Annotated in this window: 22 protein-coding genes and 1 pseudogene; 8 read left to right on the forward strand and 15 right to left on the reverse strand. The window is 46.5% G+C overall.

Annotated features, from left to right (window positions below):
* Positions 1-22 precede the first annotated feature (22 nt).
* From rapZ to yjgA, 4 genes are all read left to right on the forward strand, one after another.
* A complete protein-coding gene (rapZ, locus tag UNITIG_RS06275; RefSeq protein ID WP_101757611.1) occupies positions 23-889 on the forward strand; it encodes an RNase adapter RapZ in 867 nt (288 codons plus the stop codon).
* 22 nt (positions 890-911) lie between these two features.
* Positions 912-1181: an HPr family phosphocarrier protein gene (locus tag UNITIG_RS06280; protein ID WP_101757612.1), complete on the forward strand. Its 270-nt coding sequence runs from the start codon at positions 912-914 to the stop codon at positions 1179-1181.
* 150 nt (positions 1182-1331) lie between these two features.
* Positions 1332-2690 carry a magnesium transporter gene (mgtE, locus tag UNITIG_RS06285; RefSeq protein ID WP_101757613.1) on the forward strand — a complete coding sequence of 453 codons (1359 nt, stop codon included), beginning with the start codon at positions 1332-1334 and terminating at the stop codon, positions 2688-2690.
* 11 nt (positions 2691-2701) lie between these two features.
* Positions 2702-3226, forward strand: a complete 525-nt coding sequence (yjgA, locus tag UNITIG_RS06290; RefSeq protein WP_101757614.1) for a ribosome biogenesis factor YjgA — start codon at positions 2702-2704, stop codon at positions 3224-3226.
* Between the two features lie 60 nt (positions 3227-3286).
* Here the strand turns inward: yjgA and UNITIG_RS06295 are convergent, their stop codons facing one another.
* The 8 genes and pseudogenes from UNITIG_RS06295 to UNITIG_RS06330 all read right to left on the reverse strand — a co-directional run bounded on the left by UNITIG_RS06295 (position 3287) and on the right by UNITIG_RS06330 (position 12940).
* The gene (locus tag UNITIG_RS06295) at positions 3287-4135 is read right to left on the reverse strand and encodes a carbon-nitrogen hydrolase family protein (RefSeq protein WP_101757615.1); all 849 of its coding nucleotides are present in this window, start codon (positions 4133-4135) and stop codon (positions 3287-3289) included.
* A 32-nt stretch (positions 4136-4167) separates the two neighbouring features.
* Positions 4168-6915: a YhdP family protein gene (locus UNITIG_RS06300; protein ID WP_101757616.1), complete on the reverse strand. Its 2748-nt coding sequence runs from the start codon at positions 6913-6915 to the stop codon at positions 4168-4170.
* A gap of 2 nt (positions 6916-6917) precedes the next feature.
* Positions 6918-8252: a hypothetical protein gene (locus UNITIG_RS06305; protein WP_101757617.1), complete on the reverse strand. Its 1335-nt coding sequence runs from the start codon at positions 8250-8252 to the stop codon at positions 6918-6920.
* An 18-nt stretch (positions 8253-8270) separates the two neighbouring features.
* Positions 8271-9749, reverse strand: a complete 1479-nt coding sequence (rng, locus tag UNITIG_RS06310) for a ribonuclease G (protein WP_101757618.1) — start codon at positions 9747-9749, stop codon at positions 8271-8273.
* Between the two features lie 58 nt (positions 9750-9807).
* The gene (locus UNITIG_RS06315; protein WP_101757619.1) at positions 9808-10401 is read right to left on the reverse strand and encodes a nucleoside triphosphate pyrophosphatase; all 594 of its coding nucleotides are present in this window, start codon (positions 10399-10401) and stop codon (positions 9808-9810) included.
* Positions 10402-10416: 15 nt separating this feature from the next.
* Positions 10417-10898: pseudogene (gene mreD / locus UNITIG_RS25490) on the reverse strand (rod shape-determining protein MreD).
* Positions 10898-11785 carry a rod shape-determining protein MreC gene (mreC, locus tag UNITIG_RS06325; protein WP_101757620.1) on the reverse strand — a complete coding sequence of 296 codons (888 nt, stop codon included), beginning with the start codon at positions 11783-11785 and terminating at the stop codon, positions 10898-10900. Before mreC ends, mreD begins: the two are co-directional and overlap by 1 nt.
* Positions 11786-11902: 117 nt before the next feature.
* Positions 11903-12940: a rod shape-determining protein gene (locus tag UNITIG_RS06330; RefSeq protein WP_101757621.1), complete on the reverse strand. Its 1038-nt coding sequence runs from the start codon at positions 12938-12940 to the stop codon at positions 11903-11905.
* 289 nt (positions 12941-13229) lie between these two features.
* Between UNITIG_RS06330 and gatC the strand changes: the two genes are divergently transcribed.
* The 4 genes from gatC (at position 13230) to UNITIG_RS06350 (ending at position 16901) form a co-directional block, all read left to right on the forward strand.
* Complete coding sequence (gene gatC, locus UNITIG_RS06335; RefSeq protein WP_101757622.1) at positions 13230-13517, forward strand: Asp-tRNA(Asn)/Glu-tRNA(Gln) amidotransferase subunit GatC; 288 nt, start codon at positions 13230-13232, stop codon at positions 13515-13517.
* A 109-nt stretch (positions 13518-13626) separates the two neighbouring features.
* Positions 13627-15090, forward strand: a complete 1464-nt coding sequence (gene gatA / locus UNITIG_RS06340) for an Asp-tRNA(Asn)/Glu-tRNA(Gln) amidotransferase subunit GatA (RefSeq protein ID WP_101757623.1) — start codon at positions 13627-13629, stop codon at positions 15088-15090.
* Positions 15091-15093: 3 nt separating this feature from the next.
* Positions 15094-16551, forward strand: a complete 1458-nt coding sequence (gene gatB, locus UNITIG_RS06345; protein ID WP_101757624.1) for an Asp-tRNA(Asn)/Glu-tRNA(Gln) amidotransferase subunit GatB — start codon at positions 15094-15096, stop codon at positions 16549-16551.
* Between the two features lie 53 nt (positions 16552-16604).
* Positions 16605-16901: a PA4642 family protein gene (locus UNITIG_RS06350; protein WP_101757625.1), complete on the forward strand. Its 297-nt coding sequence runs from the start codon at positions 16605-16607 to the stop codon at positions 16899-16901.
* 56 nt (positions 16902-16957) lie between these two features.
* Here UNITIG_RS06350 and smrA read toward each other — a convergent pair whose 3' ends face one another.
* The 7 genes from smrA to UNITIG_RS06385 form a co-directional block, all read right to left on the reverse strand.
* A complete protein-coding gene (smrA, locus tag UNITIG_RS06355; RefSeq protein WP_101759206.1) occupies positions 16958-17557 on the reverse strand; it encodes a DNA endonuclease SmrA in 600 nt (199 codons plus the stop codon).
* 112 nt (positions 17558-17669) lie between these two features.
* Positions 17670-17912, reverse strand: a complete 243-nt coding sequence (locus UNITIG_RS06360) for a DUF2892 domain-containing protein (protein WP_159931104.1) — start codon at positions 17910-17912, stop codon at positions 17670-17672.
* Positions 17913-18054: 142 nt separating this feature from the next.
* Positions 18055-18870 (reverse strand): flagellin, encoded by an 816-nt coding sequence (locus UNITIG_RS06365; RefSeq protein ID WP_101757627.1) that lies wholly within the window; start codon positions 18868-18870, stop codon positions 18055-18057.
* 165 nt (positions 18871-19035) lie between these two features.
* Positions 19036-19551, reverse strand: coding sequence for a hypothetical protein (locus tag UNITIG_RS06370; RefSeq protein WP_101757628.1), 516 nt, complete (start codon positions 19549-19551; stop codon positions 19036-19038).
* Between the two features lie 316 nt (positions 19552-19867).
* The gene (locus UNITIG_RS06375; RefSeq protein ID WP_101757629.1) at positions 19868-20077 is read right to left on the reverse strand and encodes a hypothetical protein; all 210 of its coding nucleotides are present in this window, start codon (positions 20075-20077) and stop codon (positions 19868-19870) included.
* The gene (locus tag UNITIG_RS06380; protein ID WP_101757630.1) at positions 20074-20460 is read right to left on the reverse strand and encodes an LON peptidase substrate-binding domain-containing protein; all 387 of its coding nucleotides are present in this window, start codon (positions 20458-20460) and stop codon (positions 20074-20076) included. Before UNITIG_RS06380 ends, UNITIG_RS06375 begins: the two co-directional genes overlap by 4 nt.
* Entirely contained in the window at positions 20460-20717 is a 258-nt protein-coding gene (locus UNITIG_RS06385; protein ID WP_101757631.1) for a YkgJ family cysteine cluster protein, read from the reverse strand. Before UNITIG_RS06385 ends, UNITIG_RS06380 begins: the two co-directional genes overlap by 1 nt.
* Between the last annotated feature and the right edge of the window lie 5 nt (positions 20718-20722).

Below are 20722 nucleotides of genomic sequence, written 5' to 3' on the forward strand. Positions count from 1 at the left end.
ATTTATAGATCAAGGTAAATCCATGAAACTGGTTATCATTAGTGGCCGCTCGGGCTCGGGCAAAAGCACCGCCCTCAACTTGCTTGAGGACGAAGGCTTTTATTGCATTGATAACCTGCCAGTAGTATTAATTCCACAAGTAGTGAGCTACATGCAGGATAGCACCGCCCGCGAACACAATCAGGTTGCCATCTGCGTTGATGCGCGCAATGCCAGCCAGGATTTATCCCAACTCGTCGCGCTACTACAAAACAAACCCGACAATCTGGACATGGAACTGCTGTTTCTGGATGCTGACAACGAGCGCTTAATAAAACGCTTCAGCGAAACTCGCAGGCGGCATCCACTCAGTAATAAGCATACGGCTCTGACTGAAGCTATTATCAATGAGCGCAAAATATTAGAACCCATTGCGAATATCGCCACCTTGACCATTGATACCAGCAGTATGAACTTGCATGAACTGCGCACCTTAATCAAGACCAGAGTATTGGAAAAATCCGGCTCTGGAATATCGATCTTATTTCAGTCCTTTGGCTTTAAACAGGGCATTCCCGTCGACGCAGATATGGTTTATGACATCCGTATCCTACCCAACCCACACTGGGACCCAAATCTGCGCGCCTTGACCGGGCAGAATCAACCGGTGATTGATTTTCTCGCCCAGCAAGCAGAAGTAAACGAGATGTTCAGCGACATTCAACAATACCTGCACAAATGGCTGCCGCTGTTTGAACACAACAACCGCAGCTACATAACCGTGGCGATTGGTTGCACCGGCGGTCAACATCGCTCAGTATACATGGCTGAACGCCTGGGCAAGCACTTCGCGGCATCATACGAGAATGTGCAAGTTCGCCATCGCGAATTACACCGGCAAAAAATATAACAACAATTATATTAATAAACCTATGATCACCAGCAAAATTACGATTATCAACAAACTAGGCCTGCATGCCCGAGCCGCCTCCAAGTTTGTCAGCACCGCCTCGGCTTTTGGCTGCGATATCAAAGCGGGTAAAGATGGCAAGCTGGTTGACGGCAAAAGCATAATGTCGGTAATGATGCTGGCTGCAAGCAAGGGCACCGAACTGGACTTACAATGCGACGGTAGTGATGAAGCAAGAGCGATGAACGCACTCACCGAATTAATCAATAATCGCTTTGAAGAAGCCGAATAAAGAAATCCTCCTAGCAATTACACCAAATCTGTTATTTCTTGTATTGTTGTCTAAGCCGCTTTTCTGGATAATTGGCGGGCATCACCTAAACTGCCATTAGCACTTTTCTTCGCCGCTGTTAGCACCGGCAATTTCTCGGAATCAACATCAATGCCAGCCACCGCTGACAACAATCAACAGCTCGCGCACTTGGACGATTTAGTTCAAGCGCTTGAGAACGGCACGTCAATTCAGGTGTTGCGCATGCTTAACGGCTTGCCACCACCTGATGTCGCACACGTTATTGAATCATCGCCACCAAAAACCAGAGCGGTCATTTGGCGGCTGATTGATATTGAACGCGAGAGTGAAATATTCCCCTACCTAAGTGACGAAATCCAAAGCCAGTTCCTCAGGAATATGGATACAGAAGAAGTCGCAACGATTACCGGCGGCTTGGAACCTGATGATATAGCCGATATTTTGCAGCAATTGCCTGACAGAGTATTGCGTGAAGTTTTACAGTTAATGGACCAGCAAGATCGACAGCGGGTAGAGCACGTACTGGCTTACCCTGAAGACACTGCTGGCGGTATGATGAATACCGATGCTATTACCGTGCGTCCGGAAACACCGATGGACGTGGTACTGCGCTATTTACGCTGGCATGAAGAATTGCCGGAAATGACTGACAACTTAATCGTTGTGAATCGGCGCGACCAATATATCGGCCTGCTCTCGTTACGTAAAATTCTGGTTTCTGACCCCTCGGTAACCGTCAGGGAAATTATGGATACCGAACTGGACCCCATTCCTGCAACCATGGACGATGGTCAAGTTGCACAATTATTTGAGCGCAATGACTGGGTGTCTGCGCCAGTTGTTGACGCTAATGGTAAATTATTAGGCCGTATCACCATCGATGATGTCGTAGATGTTATCCGGGAAGATGCCGACCACTCACTTATGAGTATGGCCGGCCTGGATGAAGACGAAGATACCTTCGCCCCGATCTTAAAAACTGCCCCACGCAGAGCAATATGGCTTGGTATTAATTTACTCACTGCATTCTTAGCTTCAGCGGTGATTAACGTCTTTGAAGGCACGATTGAAAAAGTAGTAGCACTAGCGATATTAATGCCGATTGTAGCCAGCATGGGTGGTATCGCCGGCACCCAAACTTTAACGGTTGTTATACGTGGTATGGCGTTAGGCCAAATAGGTAGCAACAACACCGGCTGGCTTATCAGCAAGGAATTAATGGTAGGCGCCATCAACGGCTTAGCCTGGTCGTTAGTCGTCGCCTTTGCAGCCGCCATGTGGTTTGATGACTCTATGCTGGGTGTCATTATTGCTAGCGCGATGATTATTAACTTAATCACCGCGGCATTCGCCGGAGCGATAATTCCACTGGCATTGCGGAAAATGAAAATTGATCCTGCTTTAGCCGGGGGCGTAGTACTGACCACCGTAACTGACGTAGTTGGCTTTATGTCCTTTCTGGGATTGGCCACCTGGTTTTATATGTAGCGTAGAAAATTATGAAAAACAAAGATAAAGACCCGTTTGCTGAACCAGAAGAAATTATCTACGTCAGCAGAACTGAAATGAAAAATGACATGCTCAAATTACAAGAGCTGGGCGAAAATATTGTCAAACTGAGTAATGGGCAGCTGGCCACTATTCCACTTGATGACCCCATACTTGCAGAAGCGATTCACACCGCTCGCAGAATCAAACACAAAGAAGGTCTACGCCGGCAGATGCAGTACATCGGCAAACTCATGCGCAAAACTGATACCGAGGCGATGAGTGCTGCTTACCAAAAACTATTAGATGGGCGCAAAGAAGATGCCAAAGCATTTCACCAACTGGAACAGTGGCGCGACCAATTAATTGAAAATGGCCCCAATGCGGTTGAAGAAGTGATGGCCAAATTCCCACAAGCCGAACGCCAGCATCTGCGTCAATTAGTAATACAAGCCAATAAAGAAAAAACCAATAATAAGCCGCCCGCTGCTGCGCGCAAATTATTTCGCTATTTGCGCGAATTAGCGGATATATGACAACAGAATTGAAGCGCGCGGCAGCTTAAAAAAACTGAGCTACTACTAGTCACCAGACTATTAATTTTTAACTACATTAAAGCGCTGCTGTTGATGAATAGGCATTGCCCGCCGCCACTCAGATAACGCCTCTAAATTAATATCCGCCGCAACATAGCCCTCACCCATAGCCATATCCGCTAACACTGTACCCCAGCCATCGATAATCACCGAGCCACCCGAGGTACTGCGTTTGGCACTATGTTCACCGCCTTGATTGGCACCAATGACATAACACTGGTTTTCAATCGCCCGCGCCCTTAACAGCGTCAACCAATGGGCTTGCCCGGTCAGTAAGGTAAAAGCTGCGGGTACCGCTATAATATCCACTGATTGTGCAAACATCGCACGATAAAACTCAGGAAAACGCAGGTCATAACAGACTGACAAGCCCAGCCGCCCGAAAGGGGTATCGACAACCACGACTTGATCACCAAATAAAAAAGTATCCGACTCCCGATAACTACCCTGTTGATCCGCCACATCGACATCGAATAAATGCATTTTATTGTAGCGGGCAACTTCTTGCCCCTGTGTATTAAAAACCAAACTTGCTGAATAGACTTTATTATTATCCCGATCATCATTGGCCTTACCATCAGCCATGGGGATGCTACCAGCAACAATCCAGATCCCCAGATCTTTAGCAAGTGCAGCAATAAAAGGCCTAACAACAGCAGCGTTTGATACTTCCTGAACACCCAGGCTGTACTGCCCTTTGGCGCTGAACATTGCAAAGGTTTCTGGCAACACCACTAACCCGGCCCCAGCTTGCGCAGCACTGGTTACCAGCCGTTTCACCGCTGCTAAATTTAAGTTTAAATTATTTCCACTCACCATCTGAATGGCGGCGACACGAGAATTTTTCACTTTCTGTTCCTACTCTTTAATCGTTTCAATTACTAGGGTAGTACATCTCCAGCGCTGGCCTCACTGTTAACCTCACTATCCGCATTTTCTGCCGCCTTTTCTGCCGCTTTATCTGCCGCTTTTTTTGCAGCCTGTGCATGAAAGGATTTACTATCGTCAAATACCCGCTTAAAGGTTAACGCCGGATCATTCCAGTCACCTTTTACGCTATAAACGGCACTGGAAAATCGATCCACCTGCTTTTCAAATATTTTACTCGCCACATACACACCCGCCGCCGTCGGCAAGCCACCCGCCAAAGCTGCAATCCAAGGTAGATTGCTAGCCACGGGTAAAGTGACTGATAAATCCATATCCAACTGCTTTGCCAACATATCCGCATCGCCACGCAACGCAAAACTACTTGAAGGACTTTTGATTACAAGGTCATCAACAATAACTAACCGGGAATCTTCCAAAATTGCCTCACCCTCAATCTGATCAAAGGCAATTCCCTTATTAGAGACATCCGAAAAATCCAACTGCAAACGTCGCAAGATATTAGTAAAGTTAACAATGCCCACTACTTTTAATGTCCCTGAAGCAGTCCCGGAGGCCTTCAAAAATCGACCGTCCTTAAGTTGAAGATAAATAGAACCCTCAGAATGATTAAGACTCCATTCATTCGGAGCGCCAGGCCAGGTAAAATCCACTGAAAGCTGACCTCGTTTTGACTCTACAACTCGCTCATAACTCCACTGTTCCAATGAGTCTCCAATGTTGGCAAACTCCAATAATCCGGAAAAGCGAGTTTGCTGGCCAGTTTCTGTGGACATCCACTCCATCGTTGCTGGATTATCCGGCGAAATTTTTAGACCGCGTATATCCATCGACAAATTATTTATTAATAACTGTTCTTCACTACCACGAATATTCCCAGCAATACTGCCGTAATCCTGCTCTCCAAAACTGAGCTGTTCAATATCCAAGTCCAAATTTAGCGCACTAAATTTTTGTGGCTGCATTGCAGCCTCGCTCGTTTCATCATCAGTTACTGCAGCTGCCACAGCCGTCGCTTCAGTCGTTTTCTCTGGCTCTATTTCATTTTCTTCTAAACCAGGCAACTTCAAACGCTGCAAGTTTGCCCTCAATGGCAAACTTGCATCATCAGCAATAACTAACTCGCCCGCCAGCACTTCATTTTCAACGGCCAGCCACCAGGTATCTGATTGACGAATAGCATTGATTATCGAGCTTTCAAACTGCAATTCAAAACCATCAAATTGTGCGACAGAAAAATCGCGTACCTTTACTGACATCACTGACTCTTCCGGCAACTCAATCCGAGTTTCTGCCAATGCCTTGTCAGCATCCAAATAACGATTAAATACTGGCTGCCACTGATCATAATTCATATTATCAATCGCGCCCACGACTGTTAGAAAGCCCTCTTCGTGTTGTAAACTCTGAGCTTCACCCAATACAACAACGCCGCTGGTTACGCCATCATCAGCAATAATTAATTGCAACTCCGCTGTCTCTGCCAGCTTCATTGTTAGTAAAGACGGCAACTGACCTATCGGCAATTCTAACAAAAACGGTAAAGCACTCTCTGCCGTTTTAGCATACGGGGCGGGTAAATCTATAGCAACACCAGCTAAATCAGATTGTATGGTAAACAAACTATCACCACCTTCAGGTGCCACTCTGACCTGTGCGTTAAAGTCTGCCACACCACTGGTAAAGCTTACTGCCGCTTGCTGACTCCAGCTCTGCACATCACGCATATCTACACTACTGTTAATATCAACCACCACTACATTCCCGTCATTTTGAGCAACTTGCAACTGTACTGGCTTTTCAAAAAAACGCGCAGTAATGCCCACTGCCGAAATACCTTTTCCGGTGTTGTAATTCAAACGACCATTCAGATGATCAAATTTAACGCGATAATCAGGAATGGATAATGTCGAAGCGGATAAATCAACTGCCACATCAATCACTGGCTGTTCATCAGTGCCTGCAAGAGGAATATCAAGCTTTATAGCTGCATCCGCTTTACCAGCCAATTCCCAGCTATTAAATGCTCCACCTACAAAATTATTGATCATACTCTCATTGACAATACGCAAGGCGTCTCGACTATCACCTACTGCTTGCGCAGCTACCGTCAACCATAAATCCTGCTCTTCGCGAGTACTCACATGCACTTCAGCACTCGCCACATCCAGTCCGAAAATATTAGCCTTTCTTCCTAAAACATCGACATCAGCGTCATCAATCACCACCACCCCATCAATTGCCGTTAATCCAGGCCAATCAGGATGATAATCTAACTCCGCATCAGCGACGTTGAAGTACAGCTGCACAGTTCGATTACCCGTATCACCCTTACGCAAGGAACCGCGGTATAAGAAAGCGCCATCGATAACCTGGCCTGCGGTGATACTAGTTGCCAACCACCGCCGAAAGTCTTCGCTTAATATGTACGGAATATAACGATCACGGTAAGCGGCAGGAGTATCACGAAGACCAATTGTTAGATCCATGGTAGGCGGCAACTCATCATCCGCCTCAGTTGGTAAATCCAAATCCAACAATGCCGTGACGGGGCCGTGCTCGGTTGAAATATTCAACGGACCGCTATCAACAAATACACGGTTATTTTCCAGTCGCCATTGCAACCTACCAGTGGCTGACTCAAACGGGAGCGGCTGCTCATAGACTAAAGGGAACGCCATTGACAACTGTTGACTATCAAGCTCCACAACACCGCCAATATCACCATTATCAATAGCCACCTCTACATAACCACTGACATTGCTGGCACCCGGGCGCCCTTCCAGGGAGCCAAGCCTATATTGAGCAAATTCGCCTGTACTTGAAATTTTTCAGCAAGTTTTTTCTCTGTGGGTTTAACTTGCCGCAACACTTTTCTGCTATTTTCTTTAACTGCAACTGCAGTTTCCATACGCAATCGAATATTTTCCAGCATTCCAGTAAGCGCCAGCGTCGACAATGTTTCTTTAATTTTTTCGCCCAGCAAATCAAGCGCTAATAGCTGCTGCATCCCCTGCTCAACATTAAATTCTGGCATTGATATTGATTGCTCACCCGGAGAAGCGGCGAACTGTATATTCTCAAATTCAAAATGCTGTTGCTGCCACTGCGTACTCAGCTTAGGAATCCATCCTTGCCAGCTACTGCCAGACTTCTCCGCCCTAAAGGCCAGCTCAAAATTCTCCAGCGGTGCCAACGACTCACCACTAAACGCGGCAATATCTACGAAAGGAATATCAATATAGCCTTGCAGTAAAATTTCCGTATTAGGCTGCCAGTCCAGCCACAACTCGCTATTAACAGCAGCTTCCTGAAGATCAATACCCAAACCCTGTAGTAGCGGTAACTTTGATTTGAAATCTAATTGATCCAGATTAATGTAGGCCTTTGCGGAAAAAACATCTTGCTCTCTAGGGTCTCCACTCGCTTCAACAATTGCCACCACGGGCTTGGCAGATTCATCCATAAGTAACTGCAAGCGCATACGCCTGAAATTCTGATCCCTATTCAACGATAATTCGTTAATAACTAACGCTGACTCACCTTCATCCTCATAGCGTAGTTTTATTTCCGTTTTTACCAGCTCTGCGTCCTCAACGGTGAGCAGCAGATCAATCAGGTTATCAAGATCAATAGTCGTTTCTACGCCACGATCGCCAGTACCATAACCTTGTAATCCCCAATGTCCCGGAGAATCCTCTAACAAAGAAACTCTGGCATCGTTAATTAATAATTTTCTGATTTGAATACTACGACTTAATAAACTATCGATTAAATCAAGTTGTACACTGAAGTTTTCAATTACCAATACCGCTTGCTGCCGATCTTCAGGAGCGGCTAATACGACTGACTCCATGGTGAGGACTGGCGATAATTTCGACCACTCGCCGTAAAGTCTGGCAACCGTTACCGGCAGGCCGGTAATATCCACAAACTCAGCGACTAACTGCTGCTGGTAATCTTCTACATACCGAATGTAGTAACGCCCGACGCTAATATACAACGCAAACAATACCAACAGCGTGACTATTACAGTCCACAACACACGGTTAATGATGATGGCGCCTTGCTTGAGCATAAGAATTAATTAAATCCGCTACAATAAGATCACATCAAACTGTTCCTGGTTGTACATGGTCTCAACCTGAAACTGAATACTTTTACCGATAAACTCTTCTAAATCTGCCACGCTGGCGGATTCTTCATCAAGTAACCGGTCAACCACCGACTGCGACGCCAGCACTAATAATTTATCGTTGTCATAGGCACGGGCTTCGCGCAATATTTCACGAAATATTTCGTAGCAAATAGTCTCAGCCGTTTTAACTGAACCGCGAGCCTGACACACGGGACAATCCTCACACATCACATGCTCAAGACTTTCCCGCGTACGCTTGCGAGTCATTTCAACCAAGCCCAACTCTGAAACACCAGTGATGATGGTTTTGGCATAGTCGTGTTCCATGGCTTTTTCTAACGCCCGATGAACCTGCCGGCGATGTTCAGGGTCTTTCATATCGATAAAATCAATGATAATGATTCCACCCAGATTACGGAGCCGCAATTGTCGTGATAAAGATGTAGCCGCTTCCAGATTGGTTTTAAAAATCGTCTCTTCCAAATTTCGATGTCCGACAAAACCACCGGTATTAACATCGATGGTGGTCATTGCTTCGGTTTGATCAATAATCAAATAACCTCCGGATTTTAGCTCAACCTTTCTACCCAGCGCTTTTTGAATTTCATCTTCAACGCCATATAGATCAAAAATTGGTCTTTCACCCGGATAGTATTCAATACGATCTTCTATGGAAGGAATATAATCTTCAGCGAACTGCTTTACATTTTGAAAACTTTCCCGGGAATCAATACGAATTTTTTCCATTTCCGGCCGTACCAGATCTCGCATTGTCCGCATATATAAAGGGAGGTCTTCATAAATAATGGAGGGCGCAGAACGCTCTTTTATTTTTCTCTCTAACGCTGCCCATAAGCGTTTAAAGTATTGAATATCAGCTAGCACCTCATCACCACCGGCACCTTCAGCAGCCGTGCGCAGAATAAATCCGCCCAATTTCTCCATACCTTCGGTGGCAATACATTGCTCTACTAACTCACGCAAGCGATTGCGCTCAGCCTCGTCATCAATTCGCTGCGAAACACCTAAATGACGTGTGTGCGGCATATAAACCAGGTAGCGGGATGGAACTGATAAGTGAGTGGTCAACCGAGCGCCCTTGGTGCCAATAGGGTCCTTGATAACTTGCACAATCAAGCTCTGCCCTTCCCACACCATACTACGGATATCCAGCGCCTCATTACTGCGCTGTTCGACACCATCTTTATCAATACTGGCGATATCCGAAGCATGAATAAAGCTGGTGCGCTCTAAACCAATATCAACAAATGCCGCCTGCATACCTGGCAACACACGTACCACTTTACCTTTATATATATTCCCAACAATGCCTTTGGTAGCCGCCCGCTCGATATAAACTTCTTGCAGCATACCGTTTTCAACTATCGCTACCCGGGTTTCAGTGGGCGTTATATTGGCTAATATTTCTTCGCTCATCGCAGACTTCACTGTAGGTATTAGAGTATTAATATTGGAATCAAACGTTTAAACAGTTTCATTTCCGCACGTTAATTTTTTGTAGTAGCTGATGCGTCTCCAATAATGGCAAACCCACCACGGCTGAATAACTGCCCCGAATTTGCTCGACAAATACGGCGGCCAAGCCCTGTATAGCATAGGCACCGGCTTTGCCTTTAGGTTCTCCAGTATCCCAATAATCCTGAAGCTCCTGCGGGGTTATGGGCCGAAAAGTCACCGCGGTCACACTAAGTGCCGAAACGAGCTGTTGCTGATAACAAAAACTGATTGCCGTCATCACTTGATGGGTATTACCCGCTAGCTTCGACAGCATCATTAAGCCATGCTCACGATCAACGGGCTTACCCATAATTTCACCCGCGTAGATAACTGTCGTATCCGCACCCAACACGGGTAAAGCTGGCAACCCGGACTCCTCCACTAACTGCCACCCCGATTGCGCCTTTGCCAAGGCTACTCTGCTGACATAGGCTTCGGGCAGCTCACGGTCCAATGGCGTTTCATCTACGGTTACATCCAGCTTGGTAAAGTGTACCCCTATTTGTTGCAGTAGCTCGGACCGTCTCGGAGATTGAGAGGCTAAGTAGATTGGTGTTAAACCAGAATCCATCGACAGAGCCTACACTTAACTGACATAGTAAGCTCTGCGTAGTAAGCGCAGAAACTCAGAAAGCAAAGGCCATAGTAATGCACTCACTAAGGCAGGCAGCAAAAACTTTAAATCTGGAGAAACTGTACCGTGTAAGGTTTGCACCCAATTGCCAAGCAACTGATTCAAACCAATTAAAACAAACACCACCATGGCTTGTTGTATTGGGGTAAACATCCGCAGGCGTTGATATAGAATCAATGCCAAATAAGAAAGTACCGCCAATGAAAATGCATTTTGCCCCAACGGAGCCCCGTCACTACATCCTGCACGATGCCAACTAACCAAGCGATGCCAATACCCACCCGCTCAGGCAACGCGATGACCCAATACAATAACACCATCGCTACCAATGCTGGCCGCCCCCATTGCGCCCACAGTGGTAATGGCACAATCGCCAACCACAGCGCCACAATCAAGCTTAACGCAATCACCCCGCGCCCATTCGCCCGATTCATTAGCGCTGCCCCCCCGCCGCTGTTGCTGAGGCCGCTTGATTAGCGGATTCATTGCCCGCTTGTTTATTTTTATTACTGAATACTAATAACACATGACGACTGCGATCCAGAGCAGCGCGTGGCGTAGCCTTCACCGTGGCAAAAGGCTGCCCCGGATCAATGGTCACTTCAGTGACAGTAGCAACAGGATAGCCCACCGGAAAACGCTGACCTAACCCTGAGCTCACTAAAAGATCACCTACCTTGATATCCGTGGTTGCTGCTACATGCTGCAACACCAACTCATCCAATAATCCCACACCCTCGGCAATACTGCGCACACCATTGCGGTTCACCTGCACTGGTATGGCATGAGTCGCATCGGTAATCAGTAAAACCCGGCTTTGTAGCGGGCCGACTTCGACAATTTGCCCCATCAAGCCCAGCGCATCGATAACCGGCTGGCCAATATATAAACCAGCCGTTTCACCTTTGTTAACAATGATTTCATGATGCAAAGGGTTCGGCGATACGCCCATCATCTCAGCAACCAACACACTGTCATTCAATAATGCTGAGGAATTAAGCAGCTCTCGTAAGCGAACATTTTCTGCTTCCAGCGAAGCTAGCTTTTGCACTTGCGCTTTCAGCAGCAAGGTTTCTGCCCGCAGTTTTTCATTATCATCCACCAGGTTTTCGCGGCTGCGAATATTGAGCTCGCCCCATTCGGAAATTTTGGCAGGAATATCAGACACCCAATAAAAAGGCGTAGCGATCACGGAGAGTTTGGCGTCTATTTGCTGAAACCAGGCATAACGCTGGCCAGCAAAAATCAGCACAAAAGCGATAGCACTCAGCAATAACAAGCGAGTACCAATGGAAGGACCTTTTACGAATAGCGGCTTAATAAGTCGACCCCGTACTTTAAATAATCAGGCACACGGCCCTCAGGTCTAGCTCTGAATATGCGGTTCTTACCAACACATTGAGAGTTAACTTATCCCGTCAGCTTTAGAGAGAACAATTTATTCAGTCGATAACAGATCAATATTATGACGATCCATAATCTCCAATGCCTTACCGCCACCACGGGCTACGCAAGTCAATGGATCATCCGCTACCAACACCGGCAAACCCGTCTCATCAGAGATTAAACGATCGAGGTCACGCAACATGGCGCCACCACCAGTCAACACAATACCGGTTTCGGCAATATCTGCTGCCAATTCCGGAGGAGCTTGCTCCAGCGCGCGCTTAACCGATTGCACAATAGCCGTTACCGGCTCCTGTAAAGCTTCAAGAATTTCGTCACTATTAAGAGTAAAGCTTCTGGGCACACCCTCAGCCAAATTGCGACCACGAACATCAATCTCCCGAAGCTCACTGTCTTTATGCGCACAGCCTATCTCTTTCTTGATTCGCTCTGCGGTGGCATCACCGATGAGGCTGCCATAGGCCCGACGAACATGAGAGACGATCGCCTCATCAAAACGATCGCCACCGACCCGCACCGAATCTGAATAGACCACACCATTCAGTGAAATAATAGCAATCTCGGTGGTACCGCCACCAATGTCTACCACCATTGAACCTGTGGCTTCTTCCACCGACAAACCGGCACCAATCGCAGCGGCCATAGGTTCTTCAATCAATCGCACCTCACGGGCACCCGCACTCAGAGCAGATTCACGAATGGCACGGCGCTCAACCTGGGTCGATTTGCAGGGCACACAAATTAACACCCGAGGGCTAGGACGAATAAAACTGTTTTGGTGAACCTTGGAGATAAAATGCTGCAGCATTTTTTCAGTCACCTGAAAGTCTGCAATAACGCCGTCTTTCAGAGGCCGAATGGCAGTGATATTGCCAGGAGTACGACCCAGCATCCGCTTGGCATCGGTACCTACCGCCTCTATTGTTTTTTGGCCATTATGAATACGAATGGCAACAACCGAGGGTTCATCCAACACGATGCCCTGCTCACGTACATATATCAGCGTATTTGCAGTGCCTAAATCAATGGACAAGTCGTTGGAAAACAGACCTCTTAATCTTTTAAACATCTAAATAATTCACCTTGGGCGCAACCACAAATTGACAGCGGCACGCACTAAAATTCAAATACTGTCATGTATTTGGCGAAAGCACAGAAAAATCGCCTATTATTGGTTTTTGGCGACAGCTTTTGGCCATCTTTTTCACAGCCTGCAATAAATTTGCCACTCTAACAACGGCAGGGATTTAGAGCAAGGCAGAAATGTGATAAGTTTAGCGTTTATAATGACTTATCGCCTCCTTTGAGCCAGATAAATTTCAAAATCAGAACCCGCACGATAAACAGAGCCTGTAGCAATGTCCGTTGAAAACTCCGAGATAGAAAAAATAGCCACGCTGGCCCGTATCCATGTGGACGACAACCATGTCCCAGAGCTGGCTGCACGTATCAATGACATCCTTGCGATGGTGGACCAAATGCAAGCAGTAGACACCTCCGATGTAGAACCTATGGCTAACCCCTTGGATGCCAGCCAGCGCTTACGCGCCGACCTTGTTGCAGAATCCGACCAACGTGACGGATTTCAAGCCATTGCCCCCCAAGCAGAAAACGGCCTTTATCTGGTACCCAAAGTTATTGAATAGCGATTGAATTCTGTCATTTATAATGGGGCGACTGTAATCACACAGCCCTTAACTCAATACCCCGCGTCCGCCAAAGGCAAAGACGCCCGATATCCCTAAGGGAAACTTCATGCACAACAAAACACTGGCTGAACTGAGCAACGGTTTAGCCAACAAAGAATTTTCCAGTGTCGAGCTAACCCAGCACTTTCTTAATCGTATTGAGAAAATGGACGGCAGCTATAACAGTTTTATCACCGTCACCCCTGAACTCGCTCTGACCCAAGCAAAGGCCGCCGATAGCAAGCGCGCTAACGGCGAGGCTGAGGCGCTTACCGGCGTGCCACTCGCGCATAAAGATATTTTTTGTACCGCTGGCGTAAAAACCAGCTGCGGTTCAAAAATGCTGGATAACTTTATTCCGCCCTATAACGCCACAGTCATAGAAAAATTCAATCAGGCAGGCACCGTCTCACTAGGCAAAACCAATATGGATGAGTTCGCCATGGGCTCTTCCAATGAATCCAGTTTTTATGGCGCGGTTAAAAACCCATGGGATGCCGAGTGCGTACCTGGCGGATCTTCTGGTGGTAGTGCCGCTGCCGTTGCTGCGCTACTAGCACCTGCAGCAACCGGCACCGATACTGGCGGCTCTATCCGGCAACCCGCCGCGCTGTGTGGTATTAGCGGGATTAAACCAACCTATGGCCGAGTTTCACGCTACGGCATGATTGCTTTCGCTTCCAGCCTGGATCAAGGCGGCCCGATGACTCGCTCCGCAGAAGATGCCGCACTCATGTTAAATGTAATGGCGGGATTTGATGAGAAAGATTCTACCTGTATCGATCAACCAGTACCGGATTACACCGCCACCCTTAATGATGATTTATCGGGGTTAACCATTGGCCTACCCAAAGAGTATTTCGGTGACGGCCTTAACCCTGCTATCGAGCAAGCTATACAAGCCGCTATCAAAGAATACGAAGCCTTGGGCGCCACTGTGAAAGAAATTTCGCTACCCAATACTCACCTGGCTGTCCCCTGCTACTATATTATTGCGCCCTCGGAAGCCTCAGCAAATTTATCGCGTTTTGATGGTGTCCGTTATGGCTATCGCTGTAAAGACCCAAAGGATTTACACGATTTATATACCCGCACTCGTGAAGAAGGGTTTGGTGAAGAAGTTAAACGTCGCATCTTAATTGGCACTTATGCCTTGTCGGCGGGCTTCTATGATGCCTACTATCGCAAAGCGCAACAAATTCGCCGCCTAATTAAAAATGATTTCGTCACCGCTTTTAACGACGTCGATATTATTATGGGGCCGACCGTACCCAACACAGCATTTAAGCTGGGAGAAAAATCCAACGACCCGGTATCGATGTATCTGGAAGATATTTATACCATCTCCACCAACCTCGCTGGTTTGCCTGGCATGTCAATTCCAGCTGGCTTAGTTGAAGGTAAACCTGCCGGCTTGCAATTAACCGGTAATTATTTTGCGGAAGCAAAAATGTTAAATGTTGCGCATAAATTCCAGCAAGCCACCGACTGGCATCAACAACAACCAGTAAACATTCAGGTGGAGGGCTAAATCATGGAATGGGAAACCGTCATAGGCCTTGAAGTGCATGTACAACTGGCCACTCAAAGTAAAATATTTTCTGCTTCCAGCACGGCTTTTGGTGCCGAACCCAATACCCAGGCAAGCGCGGTAGATCTGGCGATGCCGGGCACTTTACCGGTATTAAATGAGCAGGCGCTGCGCTACGCGATTATGTTTGGCTTAGGTATTGATGCCGACATTAATAAACGCTCGGTGTTTGATCGCAAGAATTACTTTTATCCGGATTCACCTAAAGGCTATCAAACCACCCAAATGGATTTTCCCATTGTTGGTGCTGGCACCGTAGAGATTCAACTAAAAAATGGCAGCAGCAAAACCATCCGGATTCACCATGCCCACTTGGAAGAAGACGCAGGTAAATCTTTACACGAAGGGCTTAGCGGCGACAACCACGGCAGCTCCGGCATTGATTTAAATCGCGCCGGCACACCACTGATTGAAATTGTTTCTGAACCGGACATGCGCAATTCAGAAGAAGCCGTCGAATTTGCTAGAAAACTGCACTCGATTGTCACCTCGCTAGGCATCTCTGATGGCGAAATGTCTCAGGGCTCGATGCGCTTTGACGTTAATATATCAGTGCGCTTAAAAGGCGAAGAGGAATTTGGTACTCGCACCGAAACTAAAAACCTCAACTCATTCAAATTTATGGAAGAAGCCATCGCCCTTGAAGTTGAGCGACAAATTGAGATTCTGGAAGACGGCGGTAAGATCATTCAGGAAACCCGCTTATACAATGGCGACACCAAACAAGCACGCTCTATGCGCAGCAAAGAAGAAGCCAACGATTACCGCTACTTCCCCTGCCCCGATCTGTTACCCGTCGAAATAGATGACAGCTATATCGAAGCTATCCGCGCGCAACTGCCAGAATTGCCTGCCGCTCGCCAAGCTCGATTCATAACCGACTACAGCTTGTCAGATTACGATGCCGGACTATTAAGCGGCGATGCCAATTTAGCAAACTACTTTGAATCGACCAGTGCCAGTTGCCATGACCCCAAACTTGCTGCCAACTGGATACTGGGTGATGTATCGGCAAAGCTTAACACTGACGAATTAAAAATCCGGCAATCACCGGTTAGCGCCGAGCATCTTGGTGAGCTGATTACCCGAATTAAAGACAATACAATCTCCGGAAAAATTGCCAAAGAAGTCTTTGAAGCCATGTGGAGTGGCGAGGGTGACGCCGATACCGTTATTGAAGCCAAAGGCTTAAAGCAAGTGTCAGACACTGGCGCTTTGGAAGCCATGGTAGACGAAGTAATAAACAGCAACCCCGAGCAGGTCACTAATTATCGCAATGCAGACGCCGATAAACGAAAAAAAATGACTGGCTTTTTTGTTGGTCAAATTATGAAAGCATCAAAAGGCCAAGCCAACCCCGGCATGGTCAACAAAATACTGATGCAAAAATTAAACTCCTAATCCTCATTGTACGCCGCAAGCACAATGACTGAAAGCAAACCAGGTAAACGACTATGGCACTTAAGAAAGACAAAGAAAAAGTACTTGACGAAGTATGGACAGAACAGCGAGTTAAAGATTTTTTAACCGTACAAACTGCTGAAGGCAGCGATGCCGACTTCCATGTATTATTAAAAGCCTACCAATCCATGCGATTGGAAAACTTTGAAGAATTTATTGGTTTTTTTGTCGCCGAAGGCCGCAATCTCAACGCTACCGGCCCTGCAGGCGATACGGTATTATCCATCATCAAACAGCATCGCAAATCTGCCGACTATACTGCCGTGCTGACAAGCAACGGCGCTATATAAAAAAACGGGCGCTTACACGCCCCCGTTTTTAATATTCTCTACTACTAAATACTACATCAGCCTGCCAGTGTTCGCCCGCGACTGATGCGATCGCGATTTTCCTGCTTCTTCTTTTCACTTTTACGCAACAGCACATAAACTGCCCCCAAACCACCATGCTGCGGCTGCGCGCTATTGTAGGCCTGCACTTCATCGAGATCAGGCAACCACTTATTCACATAACTTTTTAATAACGCAGCCTCGGATTGACTATGACTGCCCTTGCCATGAACAATAATTAGCGAACGCAAATCGTAGGACATTGATTCTTTAATAAATTGGAACACCGCTTGACGAGCATCTTCCACTGTCATTCGGTGCAAATCCAAACGCGCTTCAGCGGGATACTTGCCCTGTTTCAACTTTTTAAACACCCCATGTTGCAAACCGGGGCGCTTAAACTCCAGCGGGTCATAAGGTGCTAATAAATCAACGTAATCGCTAGCTAGATGATTACTATCTTTCTCCAGCGATTGAGTAGCGGCTTCACGACGAGCTTGTACCGCCAACCCAGAGGCGGTATTGCGATTTAAGTTGACCTTTTTCTCTACTTGCAAGGGCTTAACATCACCCATTTCCTGTAGAAAAATATCGTCTTCAGCCTCATCAGCGCTCATCAAAATACTACCCGAACTAAATAATACTGACTGTAATGCTGACAACCAAACAGGTCAACTCTTTACTAACGACATAACTAAATTACTAATATTCTCGAGTAAAAAAACCGTTTTAGTTACTACCCAGTGATTGCTGGCAGTTGCTATCAGTGCTGTTACACGTGTTCAAGTCAAGCACATACCAGACATAACACCGCGAGAAAATACCGTTGAGCATCAGCATGCTAGCAATGGCTACCACGAACCATTCAATACCATTCATATATGGCTGACTAAACGCCCAAGCTAAAAACAAAGACCCCAGAGATAAACGGATAACCCGCTCCATGTTGCCCAAGTTACGTTCTATATTCAAATTTGAGTTTCCCATTATCTAGCCCTCAATTTAGTAGTGATACTTAGTCATATTTACGAGGAGTACTAAAAAACAGATCACTGGAAACGAGAACAGCCCGAATAATCGGGCTGTTTCTGGGGTGGTTAAACAGGCAGGGCAATCAAGACAGCAATCTTAAGATCAACTCCGCATTCGTATTAGCCTGGGCTTGAACGGCAATACCTGACTGCTGCTGAATATTACCTTTGATTAGCTCACTGGTCTCTTTAGCAAGATCCGCATCCTCAACGCGACTCCGGGCAGCCTGGGTATTTATACGATTATTCTGTAAATTATCGATGGTGGATTCAAAACGGTTAGCTACTGCGCCAAAATCTACCCGCTGATCATTGAGTGCATCCAATGCCGGATCAATATTAGCCAACGCATCCTGTGCACCGGCCTGTGTTGAAATATCAATATCTACTACGGCCGCTAAATCTGCGCTTAAATCTTTAGTAGAAAGCTCAATGGTATCGTTAGCATTAGCGCCAACCTGAAAACTAATTTCCGCATCGGTTTTAAAAATATCAACGCCGTTAAATGAAGTCTGATCCAGACGTCTGGAAATCTCATCCTGTAATTGCCCAACTTCCGATTGCAAGTTTGATCGATCACTGTCACTTAAAGAACCATTGGCAGCCTGAATAGACAGCTCACGAATCCGCTGTATATCTTCTGAAATAGAACCTATGCCCGACTCTGCAACCTGACTAAAAGAAATACCATCACTGGTGTTACGTATAGCCTGCCCCGCGCCATCTATTTGAGACGCGAAACGCTCGATAATCGCCAGACCTGCGGCATTATCGGCAGCACTATTCACCTTCTTGCCTGAACTAATACGCTCTAAAGCCGTTTCTTGCGTGCTCTGAGCGCGATTCAAACCCTGTAACAAGCCCGAGCTTAAACCATTGTTATTGATGCTTTGTACCATAGGAATACTCCTTGCCTCAGCATTGCCGTTCGATATGCTGGGCACTTAATAGTCGATTTTAACACTACTTGCGTAGAGAAGAATGTGCGGCTTATACCAGTTTGGCACTAACACACGCAGGTTATAACCAACCAGATAGATCCACAAAGGGCGTCTTACATGAGCTTAGCAGGCTCTTTTACGCTCAACACAACGGGCAGTCTGGTAAAAAGTGTGCTGCAAAATTAACGCATCATGACTGGCACGATGACGCCTAAACCCCAATTCTTTAACCACTTTAGCCTTTGTATCGTGCCATATTTCCAGTTGGCTATCTGATAATAGGCTACGCAAGGACTCCAATTTAAATCGCTGTGGTAATTCTGCCACATCAAATAACAAGGCAATCCAGCTACTGTCATTGCCCCACGCATCGCTATACACCGTCTGCCCAGCTAAATAATGGTTAAGCATAGCGGCGACTTCCATCGGCGTCTTACCATAATGGTCAAGTGTCTGCCTGCTAATACCATGCAACCGCTCCGCTTGGGGATCCCAATACTCCCATTCTGACTCACGCCGAATAATAGCGCAGTGGCTTTTGCCGTCGGCTAACACGAACCCTGCTTCCACCGGATAACTACCACGCCCCAAGCCTGAAGCCTCTACATCGAGAATTATGGGTTTCATACTTTCGCTCATGCGATATCGCCCGATAAAAGCACCCTGATAGAAGGGAGTCATTATTAAATTATGAAAAAATTATAGCAGGCTGGTGATTTTTTGCGCAGAGATGAATGAATAGTAAGGAATAGAAAAAGTAGATCTTTCACTAGAGGATCAGCATTTAATCGCTTGATATTATTCTGTCGGCCCAGTTTCGAGGCTTATATTAACTATCAAAATTGTCAGACATACTTAAGTTGTTAGTCATGGGCGGAAGGTAGCAACTAATTGAAGTTGCTCTGCTGTGGGACAGGAATTCAATAAAGAACTACCACTTGGGTATTGATTATAATTACTGGCTGTACTGCTCGAGCAAGGCCATTAACCGCTCCATCCGCAGTACGGGCTGCGTCATTTTCAATAACTCAAACTTAAAATTTTCTTCAATGGGTAGCAGCTGTGCCAGCAAATATCCAAGAGTACCCATATCTTCTACTACCGGATCAAGTTTTAGTCGAGCAATATGCGGATGATCGAGTAATTGCAGCAGCAGCGTTTTCATTTCATCACTCTGTTCGGGCAAGGCCACATACGACTCGGGTTCAATCCATTCAACATCAGCCAAATGCAAATTATCTTTCTGTTGATAACTGGAAAGCACACGAAATTTTTATTGCCTTCAATGGTAATACCTAACAAACCATTAGGTAACGAATCCCAATCAACAATAGTGGCATAGCAACCCACTTGTGCAAAACGAGGATCAACGGCTTGCTCCGGTTTGTGCACCTCACGCCCCTGACGCAACCACACCACACCAAAACCGCTATCATCTTTCAAGCAACGACTCACTAAATCCAAATAACGCGGCTCAAAAATCTGCAACGACATACGACCTTGCGGAAATAACACTGAGCCTAAAGGAAAAAGAGGAATCGTCGCCATTAGTAATTTGCTGTCGCCAGCTCCAAAGCAGAAATTAATTGTAAAGCATGGGTGCGGTCATTACCGCAGACATCAGGAGCAGCTTTAAACTGCTCGCACAACGCCGGCCGCTCTTCAGTCCCAAACAATTGGCACCGGTAATCATCATCCAGATTAATACAAACAACACCAGCAGGCTTTCCCTCCGGCATGCCCGGTAGCGGCAAAGTAATCGATGTAGCTATACAACAAGCCCCACAGCCATTGCGGCAATCCATAATAG

This window comes from Oceanicoccus sp. KOV_DT_Chl (assembly GCF_900120175.1).
GTDB lineage: Bacteria > Pseudomonadota > Gammaproteobacteria > Pseudomonadales > Dasaniaceae > Oceanicoccus.